18 protein-coding genes are annotated in these 17364 nt (G+C 77.7%); 9 read left to right on the top strand and 9 right to left on the bottom strand.

Features of this window, described 5'->3' with window-relative positions; genetic code table 11:
* Positions 1-1509 (top strand): 2,3-bisphosphoglycerate-independent phosphoglycerate mutase, encoded by a 1509-nt coding sequence (gene gpmI / locus ITJ85_RS11120; RefSeq protein ID WP_343233018.1) that lies wholly within the window; start codon positions 1-3, stop codon positions 1507-1509.
* Positions 1510-1846: 337 nt separating this feature from the next.
* Positions 1847-2875 carry a ribosome small subunit-dependent GTPase A gene (rsgA, locus tag ITJ85_RS11115; protein WP_217913173.1) on the top strand — a complete coding sequence of 343 codons (1029 nt, stop codon included), beginning with the start codon at positions 1847-1849 and terminating at the stop codon, positions 2873-2875.
* A 34-nt stretch (positions 2876-2909) separates the two neighbouring features.
* On the opposite strand, the gene ITJ85_RS11110 is transcribed toward rsgA, so the two are convergent.
* Positions 2910-3929, bottom strand: coding sequence for a radical SAM protein (locus ITJ85_RS11110; RefSeq protein WP_425517115.1), 1020 nt, complete (start codon positions 3927-3929; stop codon positions 2910-2912).
* Positions 3930-4099: 170 nt separating this feature from the next.
* Here ITJ85_RS11110 and ITJ85_RS11105 point away from each other — a divergent pair, with 170 nt between their 5' ends.
* Both ITJ85_RS11105 and ITJ85_RS11100 read left to right on the top strand, forming a co-directional pair.
* Positions 4100-4471 carry a hypothetical protein gene (locus tag ITJ85_RS11105; RefSeq protein WP_217913171.1) on the top strand — a complete coding sequence of 124 codons (372 nt, stop codon included), beginning with the start codon at positions 4100-4102 and terminating at the stop codon, positions 4469-4471.
* A gap of 5 nt (positions 4472-4476) precedes the next feature.
* Positions 4477-4839 carry a hypothetical protein gene (locus ITJ85_RS11100; RefSeq protein ID WP_217913170.1) on the top strand — a complete coding sequence of 121 codons (363 nt, stop codon included), beginning with the start codon at positions 4477-4479 and terminating at the stop codon, positions 4837-4839.
* A 153-nt stretch (positions 4840-4992) separates the two neighbouring features.
* On the opposite strand, the gene ITJ85_RS11095 is transcribed toward ITJ85_RS11100, so the two are convergent.
* A complete protein-coding gene (locus ITJ85_RS11095; RefSeq protein ID WP_281412251.1) occupies positions 4993-5541 on the bottom strand; it encodes a type II toxin-antitoxin system prevent-host-death family antitoxin in 549 nt (182 codons plus the stop codon).
* 277 nt (positions 5542-5818) lie between these two features.
* Here ITJ85_RS11095 and ITJ85_RS11090 point away from each other — a divergent pair, with 277 nt between their 5' ends.
* Both ITJ85_RS11090 and ITJ85_RS11085 read left to right on the top strand, forming a co-directional pair.
* Complete coding sequence (locus ITJ85_RS11090; protein WP_217913168.1) at positions 5819-6109, top strand: hypothetical protein; 291 nt, start codon at positions 5819-5821, stop codon at positions 6107-6109.
* 506 nt (positions 6110-6615) lie between these two features.
* On the top strand, positions 6616-8184 hold the full coding sequence (locus tag ITJ85_RS11085; protein ID WP_217913167.1) for an LLM class flavin-dependent oxidoreductase: 1569 nt from the start codon (positions 6616-6618) through the stop codon (positions 8182-8184).
* Between the two features lie 258 nt (positions 8185-8442).
* Here ITJ85_RS11085 and pyk read toward each other — a convergent pair whose 3' ends face one another.
* Genes pyk through ITJ85_RS11055 form a run of 6 tightly spaced genes read right to left on the bottom strand, consistent with a single transcriptional unit; the run spans position 8443 to position 13447 of the window.
* Positions 8443-9876: a pyruvate kinase gene (pyk, locus tag ITJ85_RS11080; RefSeq protein ID WP_217913166.1), complete on the bottom strand. Its 1434-nt coding sequence runs from the start codon at positions 9874-9876 to the stop codon at positions 8443-8445.
* Positions 9877-9911: 35 nt separating this feature from the next.
* On the bottom strand, positions 9912-10664 hold the full coding sequence (locus ITJ85_RS11075) for an SDR family oxidoreductase (protein WP_217913165.1): 753 nt from the start codon (positions 10662-10664) through the stop codon (positions 9912-9914).
* 53 nt (positions 10665-10717) lie between these two features.
* Positions 10718-11344 carry a hypothetical protein gene (locus ITJ85_RS11070; protein ID WP_217913164.1) on the bottom strand — a complete coding sequence of 209 codons (627 nt, stop codon included), beginning with the start codon at positions 11342-11344 and terminating at the stop codon, positions 10718-10720.
* A complete protein-coding gene (locus ITJ85_RS11065) occupies positions 11341-11571 on the bottom strand; it encodes a sulfurtransferase TusA family protein (RefSeq protein ID WP_217913163.1) in 231 nt (76 codons plus the stop codon). The genes ITJ85_RS11070 and ITJ85_RS11065 overlap by 4 nt, the downstream gene beginning before the upstream one ends.
* On the bottom strand, positions 11568-12734 hold the full coding sequence (locus ITJ85_RS11060; RefSeq protein WP_217913162.1) for a cysteine desulfurase family protein: 1167 nt from the start codon (positions 12732-12734) through the stop codon (positions 11568-11570). Before ITJ85_RS11060 ends, ITJ85_RS11065 begins: the two co-directional genes overlap by 4 nt.
* Positions 12731-13447 carry a metallophosphoesterase family protein gene (locus ITJ85_RS11055; protein ID WP_281412250.1) on the bottom strand — a complete coding sequence of 239 codons (717 nt, stop codon included), beginning with the start codon at positions 13445-13447 and terminating at the stop codon, positions 12731-12733. The genes ITJ85_RS11060 and ITJ85_RS11055 overlap by 4 nt, the downstream gene beginning before the upstream one ends.
* 63 nt (positions 13448-13510) lie before the next feature.
* Here ITJ85_RS11055 and ITJ85_RS11050 point away from each other — a divergent pair, with 63 nt between their 5' ends.
* On the top strand, positions 13511-14803 hold the full coding sequence (locus ITJ85_RS11050) for a M48 family metalloprotease (protein ID WP_217913161.1): 1293 nt from the start codon (positions 13511-13513) through the stop codon (positions 14801-14803).
* A 1-nt stretch (position 14804) separates the two neighbouring features.
* Positions 14805-15278 carry a 23S rRNA (pseudouridine(1915)-N(3))-methyltransferase RlmH gene (locus ITJ85_RS11045; protein WP_343233017.1) on the top strand — a complete coding sequence of 158 codons (474 nt, stop codon included), beginning with the start codon at positions 14805-14807 and terminating at the stop codon, positions 15276-15278.
* Between the two features lie 19 nt (positions 15279-15297).
* Here the strand turns inward: ITJ85_RS11045 and ITJ85_RS11040 are convergent, their stop codons facing one another.
* Positions 15298-15561 (bottom strand): hypothetical protein, encoded by a 264-nt coding sequence (locus tag ITJ85_RS11040; RefSeq protein ID WP_217913159.1) that lies wholly within the window; start codon positions 15559-15561, stop codon positions 15298-15300.
* Positions 15562-15693: 132 nt separating this feature from the next.
* On the opposite strand from ITJ85_RS11040, the gene argS reads away from it, so the two are divergent.
* A complete protein-coding gene (gene argS, locus ITJ85_RS11035) occupies positions 15694-17352 on the top strand; it encodes an arginine--tRNA ligase (RefSeq protein WP_217913158.1) in 1659 nt (552 codons plus the stop codon).
* The last annotated feature ends 12 nt before the right edge of the window (positions 17353-17364 follow it).

The raw sequence follows: 17364 nt of genomic DNA, 5'->3' as shown, positions 1-17364 counted from the left end.
GTGGCGCAGCCCCCGCGGGGGCCCCTCGTGCTGGTGGTGATCGACGGCTTCGGCATCGCGCCGGCCGGCCCCGGCAACGCCGTCAGCCTGGCCCGCACGCCGGTGCTCGACGCGCTGGCGGCCGAGGGCTCGGGCACCCGCATCAACGCCTCCGGCCTGCCCGTCGGCCTGCCGGAGGGGCAGATGGGCAACTCGGAGGTCGGCCACCTCAACCTCGGCGCCGGCCGGCGCGTGCCGCAGATGCTGGTGCGCGTCGACGAGGCGATCGCCGACGGCTCGCTCGCCCGCAACCCCGTGCTGGGCCGGGCGATGGAGCGCGGGCGCGCCGCCACCCTCCACCTGGTGGGCCTGGTCGGCGGCGGCGGCGTGCACGCGAGCCAGGCGCACATGCTGGCGCTCATCCGGATCGCGCGCGAGCAGGGCGTCGAGCGGGTCGTCGTGCACGCGCTCACCGACGGCCGCGACACCCGCCCCGATTCGGGCCTGGCGGCGGTCGAGGAGATCGAGGCGACCGGCGTCCGCGTCGGCACGGTGTGCGGGCGCTACTGGGCGATGGACCGCGACCGGCGCTGGGAGCGCACCCGCCGCGCGTACGACGCCATGGTCCACGGCGTGGGCGAGCACGCCGGCAGCGCGGCCGCCGCGGTGCGCCGCTCCTACGACATGGGCGTCACCGACGAGTTCCTCGAGCCCGCGGTGATCGGGCCGGCCGGCGAGGGCCGGGTGCGCACCGGCGACGCGCTGATCTACGTCAACTTCCGCCCCGACCGGGCCCGCCAGCTCACCGAGGCGTTCACGGTCCCGGGCTTCGACCAGTTCGACCGCGGCCCCGCGCCGGCCCTGCCGGTCGTCACGACCATGACCCGCTACAAGGCCGAGTTCACCGCCGACGTGCTGTTCGAGTCGGAGGACGTGCGCCAGGGGCTCGCCGAGACCGTCTCCTCGGCCGGCCGGCGCCAGCTGCACGTGGCCGAGACCGAGAAGTACGCGCACGTCACGTTCTTCTTCAACGGCGGCCGCGAGGAGCCGTTCGAGGGCGAGCGCCGGGTGCTCGTGCCCTCGCCGCAGCACGTGCCGACCTACGACCAGGCCCCCGAGATGAGCGCCGAGGGCGTCCGCGACGCCGTGGTGCAGGGCCTGGCCGAGGGCACCGACGAGCTGCTGGTGGTCAACTTCGCGAACGCCGACATGGTGGGCCACACCGGCGTGGTGCAGGCGGCCGTGCGCGGCATCGAGACGATCGACGCCTGCATGGGCGCCGTGCGCGAGGCCGTCCGGGCGGCCGGCGGGCTGCTGTGCGTGACGGCCGACCACGGCAACTCCGAGGTCATGATCGAGCCCGACGGCAGCCCCAACACGGCGCACACGAGCAACCCGGTGCCGCTCTGGATCGACCGCCCGGGCCTGCCGCTGCGCGAGGGCGGCGCGCTCGGCGACGTGGCGCCGACGCTCTGCGGGCTGATGGGCTGGGACCCGTCGCCGCAGATGACGGGGACGCCGCTGCTCTAGCGGCCGGCCGGCGCCGTCCGAGCGCTCGCCGGGCCGGCGCGGGCGCTGCCCGGCCTCGCGGCGCGGACGGCGCGCCGCTCCTCGTCGCCCCCGGCTCGGCGCCGGCGCCGTCGCGCGCCCCCTTGCCCGCCGGCGCGCGCCCGGGGTATCCTCGCGCCCGCCCGGATCGGGCGAGCGGAGGAGGGCCACGCGCATGGACATCGTGACGACCCCCCGGACGGCGACGACGCCGTCCCGGGATCGCATGTCCGCCGTGGGCGCCCCCGCCCGGCCCCTCCGCCGCTCGCGCGGCTGAGGGCCATCCGCGCGGGGCGCCCCTCACCGAGGGAGCCCCGCAGTGAGCAGCAGCACGTGGGCGGCGCTGGCGCCGCTCGGATGGGATGAGGGACGCGCCGCCGAGCTGGCGGCGCTGGACGACGACGCGCTCGCGCCCGGGCGGGTGGCGCGCGTCGACCGCGGCGGCGGCCTGGCCCTGACCGCCGGCGGCGCCGTGCCGGTCGCCGCGCCCGGCCTGGCGGCCGGCGACTGGCTGGCGCTGCGCGACGGCCGCGTGGCGGCGGTCCTGGAGCGGCGCACCCGCATCGTCCGCCGCGCCGCGGGGCGCGCCGACGCCGCGCAGGTGATGGCCGCCAACGTCGACGTGCTCGTCGCCGTCCACGCGCTCGACCGGCCGCTGCGCGTGCGCCGGCTGCACCGCGCGTTGGCGCTGGCCTGGGAGGCGGGCGCGCGGCCGGTCGTGGCGATCGCCAAGGCCGACCTCGGCCCGGACCCCGAGGCCGAGGCCGTGATCGGCGCGCTCGGCGCGCCGCTGCTGCCGGTCAGCGCGCGGACGGGGGAGGGGATCGACGCGCTGGCCGCGCTCGCGCGCCCGTCGCGCACGCTGGTGCTGCTGGGCGAGTCGGGCGCCGGCAAGTCGAGCCTCGTCAACGCGCTGCTCGGCCGCGACGAGCTGGCGACCGGCGGCGTGCGCCGGGGCGACGCGAAGGGCCGCCACACCACCACCGCCCGCCACCTGCTGCCGCTGCCCGGCGGCGGGGCGGTCATCGACACGCCGGGCGTGCGCGAGCTGGGGCTGTGGAGCGAGGGGGACGGGGGCGCCGGCGTGGCGGTCACCTTCGGCGACGTCGAGGAGCTCGCGGGCGGCTGCCGCTTCGCCGACTGCACGCACCGCTCCGAGCCGGGCTGCGCCGTGCGTGCGGCGGTGGACGAGGGACGGCTCGCCGAGGACCGCCTCGCGAGCTACCGCGACCTCACCCGCGAGCTCGAGGCGCTGGAGCGGCGCGGCGACGAGCGCGCCCGCCGGCGCCACGGCCGGGCCGGCGCGCGGATGGTCCGCGAGGCGGTGCGGATGAAGCGCCGCCGCTGAGCGCGGTCCCGCGCGCCGGCGGCGCGCGGGACCGTCAGACCAGCCGCAGCTGGGCGTCGGCGGGCGCGGCCGTCACGGGCCGCGCCGGCCGGCGCTCGAACGGCCGCCGCGGACCCGGATCGCCCGGCGCCGGGCCGCCGTGGGCCCGCACCATCGCGCGCACGCGCCCGGCGAGCGCGGCCCGCTCGTCGGCCGGAGCGTAGGCACGCCGGTAGCGCCGCTCGGCGGCCTCCACGAGGTCGGGGCGCGCCCGCCGCAGCCAGCCCATGTAGTGGTCGCGGAACCCCGGCCGCAGGTAGAGCAGGATGGGGGTGACCCACGTCGCGCCGGCCGCCACGACCGCGGCCACCGTCTCCTCGAGCTGCTCGTCGGAGTCGGAGATGCCCGGGATGACCGGCGCGATGAAGGCGCCGCAGGGGATGCCGGCCTCGCGCAGGCGGGCCAGCGCCTCCACCCGGCGCCGCGGGTTGGGCGTGTGCGGCTCCGTCGCGCGCCAGGCGGCCTCGTCGAGCGTGCCGATCGAGAAGCCGGTCTGCACCTCGACGTGCCGGGCCGCCTCGGCGAGCACGTCGATGTCGCGGGTGATGAGCGTCGACTTGGTCAGGATGGAGAACGGGTTCCGCGCCGCGGCGAGCTCCTCCACGATGCCGCGGGTGAGCCGGTAGCGACCCTCGACCGGCTGGTAGGGGTCCGTGTTGGTCCCCATCGCGATCGGCTCGCCCGCCCAGCGGGCCGCGCGCAACTCCGAGCGCAGCCGCTCGACCGCGTTCACCTTGACCACGATGCGGCGCTCGAAGTCCTCGCCGACGCCGAAGCCGAGGAACTCGTGCGTCGGCCGCGCGAAGCAGTAGACGCACGCGTGGCTGCATCCCCGGTAGGCGTTGATCGTCCACCGGAACGGCATCTGCGACGCCGGGGGGACGCGGTTGATGATCGTCCGCGCCCGCACGTGCAGCAGCTCCAGGCCGGCGAGCTCGCCCCGCCCGGTGTGCCGCTCGGCGTGCTCGAGCAGCGCCGGCCGGTCGCCGTCGTCGCCGGCGAGCCGCCAGCGGATCTGCTCCTCGCCCCCCGAGGGCGCGGGCCGTCCCATGCGCGACAGCCTATACGAACATGCGTTCCTACTCGACTGGCGTGGACACACCGTGCCGGGTGAACGAAGTCCCACGTGCTGCTCCGAACGGAGCGGTATCTTGGACAGGAAGTTGTCCAACATGGAGGATTGAGATGGCACGGGGCTTGAGGACGCGCGCCGCTCGCGCTTTGCCGTCGGCCGCCGCGCGCGCCGAGCTGGGGGCGATCGTCCGCGAGTTCGAGGCGACGACGAAGCCGTCTCGGTCGCTCGCAGAGAGGGCCATCGAGGTGGGTCGCTACAACCGAGGCACGGCGTGGATCGTTCCCTCCGTCGATGCCCAGGCCGCGATCGAGCGCGAGGAGGCGATGAGCCGCCGCATCGCGGAACTCGAGGATGAGGTCGAGAATCTCGAGATGTTCGCCTTCCTGGTCGAACGGAAGCGGAGGATGGGCGACGACCTGCTCGATGTGGAGGAGGCCGTCACGAAGCTCGGCTTCGGCGATCTCCTCGATTCGGGGCAATAGCCCGCGTGGCGCACCGCGTCCTCGTCCCGCAGGAGGTCATCGACGACATCAACGCCATCGCCGATCAGGAGGTCAGGCGCGCGGCGGCGAAGATCCTGGTCGCGCTGCGGGGGGGCGCACACCTCGGTCAGGAGATGTATGCCCGCGGCGGCACGGAGAGCCTCGAGGGTGCGCGCAAGATCCGCTTTGACGAGGAAGGGTGGCACCGTAAGCCCCGCTTCCGCCTCGTCTATGAGAACCGCCCTCACGACGGGCGGGTCGTCGTCCTCATCGTGCGGGCCGTCGGCCGACGGGATGACCTACGCGCATACCGGATCGCGTCTGGGCGTCGCGCCCGGTTGCTTCGAAGGCATCTGAAGGGGAGCTGAGCGGCGGGACGTCGCTCAGCAGGTCGAGACGCTGCTCTTCGGTCCATGTCCACGCCAATCGAGTAGGAACATGCGTCTACGCGATTGGCGTGGACATGCCGACGAGCGCGTCAGACGTCGAGCAGCTCGACGAGGTCCTCGATGATGCGAACGTCACTGCGGTCGAGGGTGACGGGGGCCCCGGTGGACGTCGGCCGTGGCGGCGATCGCCAGATCGATGGGCCGACGGCGAGGCCTGCCGCCGCGGCTCGCGACGGCTGCCGACGGGCGCCCCCATTCGGGGCAGACCTCGGCGTCGAGCGGCGGGGGGTCGAAGGTCGCCTCGATCACGCCGAGGCGACGGACCCGTCGCGCACGCTCGCCCTCGCCAGAGGCGACGAGCACGCCGAAGCACAGCTCAGCGAGCGACGCCGCGCTGATGGCGCCCTCGATCTCGCGCGGGCCCGCGACCGATGACACCGAGGTGTCGAGGAGCGCCCGCATCGCTCGGAAGGGATCGCTCAGAGCCCCCGGGAATGCGGCCAGATCCTCGGCCAGGCGCTCGGGCGCCGGCGTGTCCCATATGCGGGCGAGGGCCGGGCCTGCCACCCACTGGCGCGGGTGGGCGGGTCCCAGGCGCGCCACCGGAGGGCCGGAGGCGGTGACGGTGAACTCCTCGCCTGCCTCGGCCTGACGGAGCACCTCGCCGACGTTGTTGCGCAGCCCCTTCCGGCACGGGAGGGCACGCCCCCTCGCCGACGAGGACGCGGCGCGGCCGGACTCGGCTGGTCCGATGCCGTCGAGGCGCCCTCATCGCCCCGGCCCGAGGGACGTCGAGCCGATCGCCGCCCGGGAGGCGGCCGTCGCGGAGCGGGGCCGGCGGCTGGAGCATGGGGAGGCCGGCGACCCCGACGCCCTGGTCCGTCAGCGCGGTGAGCGGGGACGGCCAGGCTGGTTCGCGAGCGGCGTGGGCGACACACGGGGGGCTGAGGCGCTTGAGGTGCTGGAGCCGAGCGAGCGCGAGTGGCTCGAGGGCCCCGCGCGGGACGAGCGCTGGGCCCTGCTCGATCGCGACGGCGCCGCCGAGCAGCCCGGGGCCGACGCGCAGGACCACGGGCAGCCCGTCTCCGGGCGGCGCCCGCGGCCGTGGCGCCTCTCGCTTGCGAACGCGCCGCCGATGCGCACGCGGGCGCGAGCGCACCCGCCCTTCGTCCAGTTCCGCGCCGCGGCGCCCGTGCGGTGGAACGGATCCACCTCAGAGGACGTCGCGACCGGGGAGAGGCGGCGATGACGAGAACGACGACGGGTGCGCGCGGCGCGCGGATCACGCGCCGGCTCCGCGGCGTGGCGGCGGCGGCGCTCACCGCGCTGCTGGCCGGCGCGGCGGGCGCCTCCGCGGGGCGATTCGCCGAGACGGCGGGCCGGCGCACGAGCTCGACGACCACCCCGATGCCGAGCGGCCGGCCGGCGATGGTGACGATCCTCGGCCGGCCGCCCGCGAGCGTCGGGGTCGGGGTCGGCGACGCCCGTCGTGGTGAGCGTGCCGACCGCGATGTGAGGCCGTCCACGACGCCCCGGTCCTCGCCCAGGCGGTCGGCGGCCAGGAGCGTGCCCGCGGCCGGCGGCAGCGGGCCGGAGCCCTGCTCCCGGACCGCGTACCGCACCACCCGGGCGAGCCGGCCCAGCATCACGAGGGTGGAGCGCGCGCCGACCCGTCCGGCCGTCGCCGCGGCGCTCCTCGTGGACGAGCGGACCGGATGATGCTTGATCCCGCAATGACCTGCTAGGGTGACGGCCATGGGCGACTACGGGCACGGGATCGAGTTCGGCGTCTTCGTGACGCCGTCGGCGGCGGACGCCGCGCGGGTGGTCGCGCTGGCGGAGCTCGCCGACGCGGTGGGCCTCGACCTGGTCACCTTCCAGGACCATCCGTACCAGTCGCGCTTCCTCGACACCTGGACGCTGCTGTCGTTCGCCGCCGCGCGCACCGAGCGGGTGCGCCTGAGCGCGAACGTGCTCAACCTGCCGCTGCGCCCGCCGGCGGTGGTGGCGCGCGCGGTGGCGAGCCTCGACATCCTGTCGGGCGGCCGGGCGGAGCTCGGCCTGGGCGCGGGCGCGTTCTGGGACGCGATCGCGGCGATGGGCGGGCCGCGCCGGCGCCCCGGCGAGTCGGTCGATGCGCTCGAGGAGGCGATCCGGGTGATCCGCGCCCTCTGGGACACGGGCGAGCGGCGGGGCGCGCGCGTGGAGGGCGCGCACTACCGGCTGGACGGTGCCGCCCGCGGGCCGGCGCCCGTGCACGACGTGGGCATCTGGCTGGGTGCGTACAAGCCGCGCATGCTGGAGCTCGTCGGCCGCGCGGCCGACGGCTGGCTGCCGAGCCTGCCGTACATGCAGCCCGGCGACCTGGCGGCCGGCAACGCCCGCATCGACCGGGCGGCGGTCGCGGCAGGCCGCGACCCGGCGGCGATCCGGCGCCTGCTGAACGTGGGCCCGGACGCGACGCCGGAGGACCTGGCCCGCATGGCGCTCGAGGACGGCGTCGGCACCTTCATCCTCATGGCCGACGACGAGGGCGCGGTGCGGCGACTGGCCGGCGAGGTGGCGCCGGCGGTGCGGGAGCTCGTGGCGGAGGGGCGCGCCGGCGGCGGCGCGGGGGACGCGCGCGAGGGCGACGGCGCCCCGGCGCCCACGCGATCGGCAACCGGCCGGGGCGCGCCGTCCCCGGGCCCGGGCGGCGAGTACGAGCGGCTCGGCGTCACGCCGACGCCCGACGACGGCACCCGGGTGGGCTCGGTCGCGCCGTGGGACGAGTCGACGCGGCCCCGCCGCGAGCCGTCGCCGCCGGACGTCCGGTACACCCGCCGGGGGCGGCTGGTGGGGCAGCACCTGATCGACGTCCACGACACCCTCAGGCGCGAGCTCGACGAGCTGCGCGACATCCTGCGCCAGGTGCGCGAGGGCGCCGTGGGCGCCGGCGAGGCGCGCTCGGCCCTCAACGAGATGGCGCTGCGCCAGAACGACTGGACGCTCGGGGCCTTCTGCGCGCGCTACTGCGGCGTCGTCGCGCAGCACCACGGCCTGGAGGACGACGCGATCTTCCCCCACCTGGTGCGCAGCGAGCCGGGCCTCGCGCCCGTCATCGACCGGTTGGCCGACGAGCACCACGTCATCCACGACGCCATCCAGGCCGTGGACGCGGCGCTCGTGCACCACATGGGCGACCCGGGCGACTTCAGCCGCATCCAGTCGGCGATCGACCTGCTGACCGACGCGCTGCTGTCGCACCTCTCCTACGAGGAGCGGGAGATCGTCGAGCCGCTCGCGCGGCACGGCTTCTACCCGGGCCAGATCCGCGACGCCTGAGGGGGCCGCGGGGGGGCGAACGGCGCCCGGCCGGGGTACGTCTCCGCGTGCACCCCGAAGTCGTCTCCCATCGACGGTCGCCGCCCGAACATGCGCGTCAGCCCGTCATCGCTGCCGCGGTGGACGCCGGAGCCGGGCGACAGGTCGCCGACGCCGGGGGCTCCGTCCGGCTCGATCCACTCGATCCGCGGATGAAGGGCGCCCCCGGGATGGCGTGCCCGGCGCGGGCTCGTCGAACGGAGGAGCGCCGCGCGGCGCTCAGTCCCCGCCGTCGCCCTCCACGTGGCGGAGGGCGATGAGGCTGGTGGCGCCCGGGCGGGCCGAGACCGGGCCGTAGGTCACCACCAGGGGGTCGCCCGGGCGCAGGTCGAGCAGGCGGGCGCAGGTGGCGATGGCCTCGCGCAGCATCGGGTCGATGTCGGGCTTCGCCGGGAAGTGCACCGGCAGCACGCCCCACTCGAGGGCCATCTGGCAGGCCACCTCGGCGCGGTGGCACAGGGCCACGATCGGCGCCAGCGGCCGCTGGCGCGCCACGGCGCGCGCGGCGCCGCCCGTCTCGGTGGGCACGCAGAGCGCCGCGGCGCCGAGCTCGTCGGCGAGGCTCGCGGCGGCCTTCATCACCGACTCGGTCTCGGTCAGGTTCGCCGCCCCCACCCGCCCGGCGCGCGCCGCCCGCTCCGCCGAAAGGCAGATCTGGGCCATCTGGCGGACGGTCTCGACCGGGAAGGCGCCCTGGGCGGTCTCGCCCGAGAGCATCACCGCCGACGTGCCGTCGAGCACGGCGTTGGCGACGTCGGCCACCTCGGCGCGGGTCGGCTCGGGCGCTGCCGTCATCGACTCGAGCATCTGCGTGGCGGTGATGCAGAGCTTGCCCTCCTCGCGGGCCATGGCGACGATCCGCTTCTGCACGAGCGGCACCTCGGCGAGCCCGAGCTCGATGCCGAGGTCGCCGCGCGCGACCATGACCGCGTCGGCGGCGTCGATGATCGCGGCGAGGTCGTCGACCGCCTCGGCCTTCTCGATCTTGGCCACGATCCGGGCGCCCGGGAGCCCGGCCTCGCGCAGCAGCTCGCGCAGCTCGCGGACGTCCTCGTGGTGGCGCACGAACGACAGGGCCACGAAGTCCGGCGCCAGCTCCGGGAGCACCGCGATGTCGGCGCGGTCCTTGTCGGTGATCGCGCGGGCGCCCGAGGCGGCGTGCGTCAGCGTGGCGCCCTTGCGCGGGCCGACGGCCCCCGGCCGCGTGCAGCGGGCCACCAGCTGCTCGGCTGCGCCCGCCTCGCGGGCGATGCCCTCGACCGAGAAGCGCGGGGTGCCGTCGCCGATCACCAGCTCCGACACCCCCGGCGTCGCCGCCGCCACGAGGTCGTCCCAGACGACCGCCAGCGCGTCCGGCGGCGTGCGCGTGCCCGCCACGAAGCGCACCACCTCGCCCTCGTCGATGCGCTCGCCGGCGGGCGTGTCGGCGGCCAGGCGGATCTTCGGGCCCTGCAGGTCGCACAGCAGGGCGAGCGGCCTGCCGGCCGCCGCCTGGGCGGCCCGCACCGCCCGGGCGCGCGCCGTCCACTCGTCGGGCTCGCCGTGGGAGAGGTTGATGCGGAACCCGTCCACGCCGGCGTGCACCATCGCCGGGACCACCCCCGGCGGGTCGCAGGCCGGGCCGAGGGTGGCGAGGATCTTCGTCCTGCGCACGGCCGCTCAGCCGCCCGTCCCGGTGGCCGGCCCGCTCACGCGTCCTGCACGGCGGCCATGAGGGTGAGCCCGCCGTCGATCACGAACGACGCGCCGGTCGTGTAGCGCGACGCCGGCGCGAGCAGGTGGGCGATCAGCTCGCCGACCTCGCGCGCGTCGCCGGGGCGCCCGGCGGGGATCGCGGGCCGCTCGATCGCGTGCGGGTCGACGTCCTCGTTGCCGGTCATGGGCGTGGCGATCTCGCCCGGCGCGACGGCGTTGACGGTGATGCCGTGCTCGGCGAGCTCGAGCGCCATCGTCTTCACCAGCAGGCCCAGCCCGCCCTTCGCCGCGCAGTAGGCCGACGACCCGGGCAGCGGGATGTGCTCGTGCACCGAGGTGACGGCCACGATGCGCCCCGGCGTGCCCGCGGCCACCATGCGGCGGGCGGCGGCCTGGCAGCAGACGAAGGCGCCGGTCAGGTCGACCTCCAGCACGTGGCGCCACGTCCCGAGGTCGGTCTCGAGGAACGGCGTGCTCGCCCCCGTGCCCGCGTTCGCCACGAACGCGTCCAGGCCGCCGAGCGCACCGGCGAGCTCGTCGATGACCGCGGCGGCGCCGTCGGCCCGGCTCAGGTCGAGCCTGCGCACCTCGGCCCGCCGCCCGGCCGCCCGCACCTCGTCGGCCGTGCCCCGGGCCCCCGCCTCGTCCTCGTGCCAGGTCACCCCGACGTCGTAGCCGCGGCCCGCGAGCACCGCGGCCGCGGCCCGCCCGATGCCGGAGTCCGATCCGGTGACGATCGCGATCACTGCTGTCCCCCTGTGTGGGCCTCGCCGGAGGGCATACCCGCGCGCGCCCGGGGCTACCCGGGCGGCCGCAGGGAGGGGATGCCCGGTCCGCGCCAGAAGCGCACCGCGTCGCCGAAGCGGGGCGCGGCGGTCCAGGCCAGGGTGCGGATGCGCTCGACGGTGGTCACGACGCGCACGACGCCGCCGGCGCGGAAGCACATCACGCGCCCCTCGTCGCGGCCGGAGCCGAACCCCCAGGGCCCGTCGGCCGGCACGCGGCCCCCGCCGCCCGCGGGCACGCACTGGCCGCTCGCCACCGGCACGCCGTTCGCCGCGCGCAGGCGCCCGTAGGCCGCGACCAGCGCGGCACGGGCGGGGAAGAGCTCGAAGCGGGCGGCGGCGCCCAGCTCGCCCGCGCTGCGGCAGGCGAGGGCGGCGACGGCGCCGGCCGAGCGCGAGGCCGCCGGGGCCCGGCCGCAGAGGCGCGCGAGCCGCGGCTCGAGGCGCGCCAGCAGGAAGCGCTCGCCGCCGTCCGGGAAGCCGGCCGGGCGCGGGACCGCCGGCGCGGTCGCGGCGGCCGTGGTGGCGGGGGCCGTCGCGGCGTCGCCGGGCGGCGCCGCGTCGCCGTCGCCGCCGCACCCGGCGGCGAGCAGGCACGCAGCGGCCGCCGCCGCCGCGGCCCGGCCCGCGCGGCGGCTCACGATCGCCGCACCGCCACGCGGCCCAGCCAGCCCTCGCCGTCGCGGCGCAGCTCCAGCAGGTCGTTGCCCGAGGAGTGGCACCAGGCGGGCAGGTCGACCGCGATCAGGGGGTCGTCGGCCAGCAGCTCGATCACCTCGCCCGGGGCCGCCCGCCCGGCGGCCCTGGCCACCAGCTCGATCGGCACCGGGCACCAGGTGCCGAGCGCGTCCACCACCCGGGCGCTCACGACGGCGCCACCGGGCTCATCGCGCGCAGGGCGGCCACCGCGTCGGCGAAGGCGGCCACCGCCCGGTCGACCTCCTGCTCGGTCGTCGTCGCGCGCAGGGTGAAGAGCACCGCCGAGTGGGTCCACGGCGGCTCGAGGCCGATCGCCTCGAGCGCCGGGGCGGCCTTGCCGGCGGCGCTGCAGGCCGACCCCGGCGAGGCCGCGACCCCGCGAGTGGCCAGGGCCAGCGTCAGCGCCTCGCCGTCGACCCAGCCCGCCGAGACCTGGACGTGGCCGGGGATGCGCCGGTCGGGGTGGCCGTTGAGGCGCACGCCGGGCACCGCCAGCAGCCCGCGCGTGAGGCGCTCCGCCAGCGCGGCGCAGCGGGCCGCGCGCGCGGCCATCTCCTCGCGCGCGATCCGCGCCGCCGTCCCCAGCGCCACGATGCCGGGCACGTCCTGCGCGCCGGCCCGCTTGCCGCCCTCCTGGGCGCCGCCGCCGATCAGCGGGTGCAAGCGCGCGCCGGGCCGCACCAGCAGGGCCCCGGTCCAGGGCGGCGCGCCGACCGGCCCGCCGCCCAGCACGAGCGCGTCGGCGCCGAGCGCGGCGGCGTCGAGCGGCACCAGGCCCGCCGTCTCGCCGGCGTCGACCACCACCCGCGCCTCGGCGCGGGCAGCCCGCGCGGCCGCGATCAGCGGCGGCAGCTCCTGCAGGGTGCCGATGTCCGGCTGCCCGTGCACGAGGCAGACGAGCGCGGTGTCGTCGCCCACCACCGCCGCGACGTCCGCCGCCGCGACGGCGCCCAGGCCGTCCACCGGGATGCGGTCGAGGGCGGCGCCGTCGCGCTCGGCGGCCCGGCAGGCGGCCAGCGTGGCCGGGTGCTCGACCGCCGTCAGCGCGATGCGGTCCCCGAGCGCGCGGTTGGCGCGCAGCAGGCCGGCCACCGCCAGGGCCCGCGCCTCGGTGGCGCCCGAGGTGAACACGACCCACCCGGGCTCGCAGCCGGCCAGGGCGGCGACCTCCTCGCGGGCCCGCTCGATCGCCTCGGCCGGCCCCCGGCCCGCCTCGTGCAGGCTCGAGGGGCTCCCGAACTCCTCGCCCAGGAACGGCAGCATCGCGGCGCGCACCCGCTCGTCGAGGGGCGAGGCGGCGGCGTGGTCGAGGTAGGCGGCCGGCCGGCTCACCGTCCCTCGGCGAGGCGGTGCGCCAGCAGCGACGGCAGGCCGGCCTCGAGGATCGCGTTCTGGGCGCCGGCCACGTCGTAGGGGGTGCGGCGGAAGCCGATCGTGCCGGCGTCGGGGTCGTAGAGCGCCCAGGCCGCCCGCGCGTCGCGGTCGCGCGGCTGCCCCACCGAGCCGGGGTTCACCAGCCAGCGCCCGGGCGTCAGCTCCAGCACCGCGCCGGCCGAGACGGTGGCGGTCTCCAACGCGCCGTCGGGGGTCAGCCGCCAGGCGGCCGGCACGTGCGTGTGCCCGACGAAGGTCAGCGGCACGCGGCGGTCCTCGAGCGCGTCGCGTGCCTGGTCGGGGCCCAACACGTACTCCCACACCGGGTCACGGGGGCTGCCGTGGAACATCGGCACCTCGTGGTCGTGCTCCGCCGGCACGAGCCGGCGCAGGGCGGCGACCTCGGACGGGCGCAGGACCTCGCGGGTCCACAGCACGGCGGCCGACGCCAGGTCGGAGAACACCTCGAGCGGCACGTCGCCCGTGACGCCCAGGTCGTGGTTGCCGGCCAGGCAGCGCTCGGCCCGCTCGCCGACCGTGCGCAGGCAGTACCCCGGGTCGGCGCCGTAGCCGACCACGTCGCCGACGCACCAGCACGTCGCGGCGCCCGCCTCGCGGGCCGCGCGCAGCGTGGCGTCGAGGGCCTGGCGGTTGCCGTGGATGTCGCTGATGATCGCGATCGGTGGCGTGGCGGCGTCCCGGGGCGTGCGGACCTGAGCGGCTACGATAGCCGCGTGCGGCGACGGCGCAGGCCCACCCTCCGGCCGGCCGGCGGCCCGGCCCGGCGCGCCGCGGGGCTCGCCGCCGTCGCGGCCGCGGGCGCGGGCGGCGTTGTCGCGCTGCTGCGCTGGCGCCTGTGGAGCGCGGGCGTCCCCGACGTCGACCCCGCGCCGCTGACGGACTGGTTCGACCCGGCCGAGCTGGCGCGCAACCGCGACTACCGGCGCGGGGTCTGGACGATGGCCGCCGTCGGCGCGCCGCTGGGCGCCGCGACCGCGGTCGCGGCGGCCGCCACCGGCCGCCGCTGGCGCCCCTGGGTCGTGCGGGCGGCGGGCGGGCGGCCGTGGCGGGCCGGGGCGATCTTCGGCGCCGGCCTCGCCGCCGCCACGATCGTGGTCGCCCTGCCGCTGTCGGCGGCCCGCTACGGCTGGGGACGCGAGTACGGCATCGTCACCCAGCCGGTGCGCGGCTGGCTGCTCGACCTGGCCAAGGGGCTCGGCGTGCAGGCCGTCGTCGCCGCCGTCCTCGGCGCCGGCGTCGCCGCGCTGGTCGCCCGGGTGCCGCGGCTCTGGTGGGCGTGGGTCGCCGCGGCCGCCGCCGGCCTGGTCTACGCGATGTCGGTCGCGTCGCCGCTGGTGCTGGAGCCGATCTTCCAGCGCACCGAGCCGCTCCGCGACCCGGCGCTGTCGGCCGAGGTGCTCGAGCTGGCCCGCCGCTCGGGCGTGGAGGCCGACGACGTGAAGGTCAACGACGCGAGCGCCCGCACGACCGCCGCGAACGCCTACGTCTCGGGCCTCGGCGGCAGCCGTCACATCGTCCTCTACGACACGCTGCTGCGCGACTTCCCGCGCGACCAGGTGCGCATGGTGGTGGCCCACGAGCTGGCGCACGTGGCCCGCCGCCACGTGCTGAAGGGCTCCACCTGGGGGGCCGCGCTGGCGGTGCCCGGCTGCCTGCTGGTGTTCGCCGTCGTCGGCTGGCGGACCGGCTTCGGCGCGCCCGGGCGCGGCCCGGCGGGCTGCGACCTGGTGCTGCGCCGGGTGGCCCTGGCCGCGGCAACGGCGACGGTGATCGGCACGCTCAGCGCGCCGCTCGGCAACTGGGTGAGCCGCGCCTACGAGCGCGAGGCCGAGTGGGGCGCGCTGGCCGTCACGCGCGACCCCGGCGCCGCCATCGGCCTGCAGCGGGGGCTCGTCGAGCGCAGCCTCGGCGTGCCCGACCCGCCGCGCGCCGTCCGGGTGTGGTTCGGCAGCCACCCGACCGCGCTCGAGCGCATCGGGATGGCCCTGCGAGCGGGGAGGGGATGAGCTGGGCCGCCGCGCTCCCCGGCTCCAGATCGCCTGCGTGGGCCGTCTGCGGCCGCCCCTCGACGCGGCCGGCCGGCTCTACGAGGAGCGCGTCGACCGCATGGCGGGGCTGCGCGTCGACGAGGTGGCCGCCGAGCCGATCCAGCGCGGCGAGGCGCGCGCCCGCGCCGCCGAGGCGGAGCGGCTGCGCGCTCGCCTGCTGCCGCGGGCGGCGCGGGTCGCCCTCGACCCGGCGGCGCGCCCGCCCGGCTCCAGCGACGCGTTCGCCGCGTGGCTGGAGCGGCGCATGCGCGACCGTCCGGTGGCCTTCGTCGTGGGCGGCGCGGCGGGCCTCGACGCGGCGCTCCTCGCCGAGTGCGACGAGCGCGTGTCGCTCGGGCCGCTGACGATGCCGCACCAGCTCGCCCGGGTCGTGCTGGCCGAGCAGCTCTACCGTGCCCTCTGCCTGTCGTCGGGGCACCCCTACCCGCACTGACGCCCGTCCCGGGGGGCGCTCAGCCCCCGAGCGCGGCCCGCAGCAGGTCGTGGCGGGCGATCTGGCAGCCGTCGGTCCGGGTCACCTCCACCCGCACCGGCGCGCCGTCGTGGCGGCCCTCGACCACCAGCCGCCCGGGCCCACCGTAGACCTCGGTGCAGATCTCGTCCGGGTCGGGGGCGAGCCGGGGGAGCAGGGCGGCCACCCGGGCGCACGGGCCGTCGGCGCCCGAGCAGTCCGGCCGGTGGACGCGCACGAGCCGATCGCCGTCGAACTCGCGCACGACGAGCCGGGTGCCGGTCGTCCCGCCGGCCGTGGTCGCGGCGCCCCCCGCCTCGTCGCCGCCGCCGCACCCGGCCGCGATCGCGACCAGCCCGGCGAGGCCGAGCGCGGCCGCCCGGTAAGCTGCCCGCCCGTGGCGGACGCCCCCCTCCTCGAGCCCATCCGGTCGGCGCTGGCCGGCGCGGCCGCCGCCGCGGTGGGCGCCGAGCCGCCCGCGGTGCCGCTGGCGCCGCCCGCCGGCCCGGGGATGGGCGACATCGCGAGCCCCGTCGCCATGACGCTCGCGAAGGCGGCCAGGCGCCCGCCGCGCGAGATCGCCGAGTCCATCGCCGCGCGCCTGCGCGACGACGCCGGCGCGGCCGGCTGGCTGGCCGGCGTGGAGGTGGCCGGCCCCGGGTTCCTCAACATGACCCTCGCGCCCGCCTGGTTCGCGGCCGCCGCGTCGCAGGTGGCGGCCGCCGGCGACGGCCACGGCGCCGGCGCCGCGGCCACGCCGCAGGCGATCCTGCTCGAGTTCGTCTCCGCCAACCCGACCGGCCCGCTGCACGTGGGCCACGCGCGCCAGGCGGCGTACGGCGACGCGCTGGCGCGGCTGCTGGCCTTCGCGGGCCACCGGGTGACGCGCGAGTACTACGTCAACGACTGGGGCCGCCAGATGCGCCTGTTCGGCGCGTCGGTGGCGGCGCGATACGCCCAGGAGTGCGGCCGCCCCGCCGAGGTGCCCGAGGACGGCTACCACGGCGACTACGTGGCCGCCATCGCGCGGACCCTGCGCGAGGAGATCGGCGACCGCCACGCCGACGACGCCACCACCTCCCCCGAGGCCCTGGAGCTGTTCGCCGCGCGCGGCGAGGAGCTCATGCTGGCGTCGATCCGCGGCGAGCTCGCCCGCTTCCGGGTGACCCACGACGCCTACTTCTCGGAGCGCTCGCTGCACCGCGCCGGCCGGGTGCGGGCCGGCGTGGCGGCCCTCGAGGAGGCGGGCGACGCGTACGCCGAGGAGGGCGCGGTGTGGTTCCGCACCAGCGCCTACGGCGACACGAAGGACCGCGTGCTCGTGCGCAGCGACGGCGAGCCGACCTACCTGGCCGCCGACGTGGCGTACCACCTCGACAAGGCGGGGCGCGGCGACGACCTGCTGATCGACGTGCTCGGCGCCGACCACCACGGCTACATCGCCCGGCTGCGCGCCGTGCTGGCGGCCGGCGGGCACGACCCCGACGCGCTCGAGGTCTGCGTCGTGCAGCTGGTGAGCCTGCTGGAGCGCGGCGAGGCGAAGAAGATGAGCAAGCGCGCGGGCACGGTCGTGACGCTCGGCGACCTGCTCGACGACATCGGCGTGGACGCGGCCCGCTTCTTCCTCGTGCACCGCAGCCATGAGACCCCCCTCGACCTCGACCTCGACCTGGCGCGCGAGCAGAGCCAGGAGAACCCGGTCTACTACGTCCAGTACGCCCACGCGCGCGTCTGCAGCATCCTGGCGCAGGCCGGCGATCCGGTCACGGCGCCGGGGCCGCCGCCGGCGCTCGACCCGGCCGAGCGGGCCGTGGTGATGCGGCTGGCCGACTGGCCGACCGCGGTGGCCGAGGCGCAGGAGCGCCGCGCGCCCCACCGGGTGGCCGCGTACCTGATCGACCTCGCGCGCGACTTCCACGCCTTCTACCACCGCTGCCGCGTGGTGGGGGAGGCGCCCGAGGTGCAGGCCTTCCGGCTGGACGTCTGCCGGGCCACGGCCGGCACGATCCGGGCGGGCCTGGGCCTGCTCGGGGTGGAGGCGCCCGAGTCGATGTAGCCCGCGGCGCCG

Source organism: Miltoncostaea marina, from assembly GCF_018141525.1.
Lineage (GTDB): Bacteria > Actinomycetota > Thermoleophilia > Miltoncostaeales > Miltoncostaeaceae > Miltoncostaea > Miltoncostaea marina.
Note: the sequence above shows the minus strand (reverse complement) of the source record. Positions and strands in the feature narration are given on the sequence as shown.

Excerpts from the sequence above, each read along its gene's own strand:
- ITJ85_RS11105 (WP_217913171.1), top strand. The coding sequence starts at position 4,100 with ATGGCACGGGGCTTGAGGACGCGCGCCGCTCGCGCTTTGCCGTCGGCC.
- ITJ85_RS11085 (WP_217913167.1), top strand. The coding sequence starts at position 6,616 with ATGGGCGACTACGGGCACGGGATCGAGTTCGGCGTCTTCGTGACGCCG.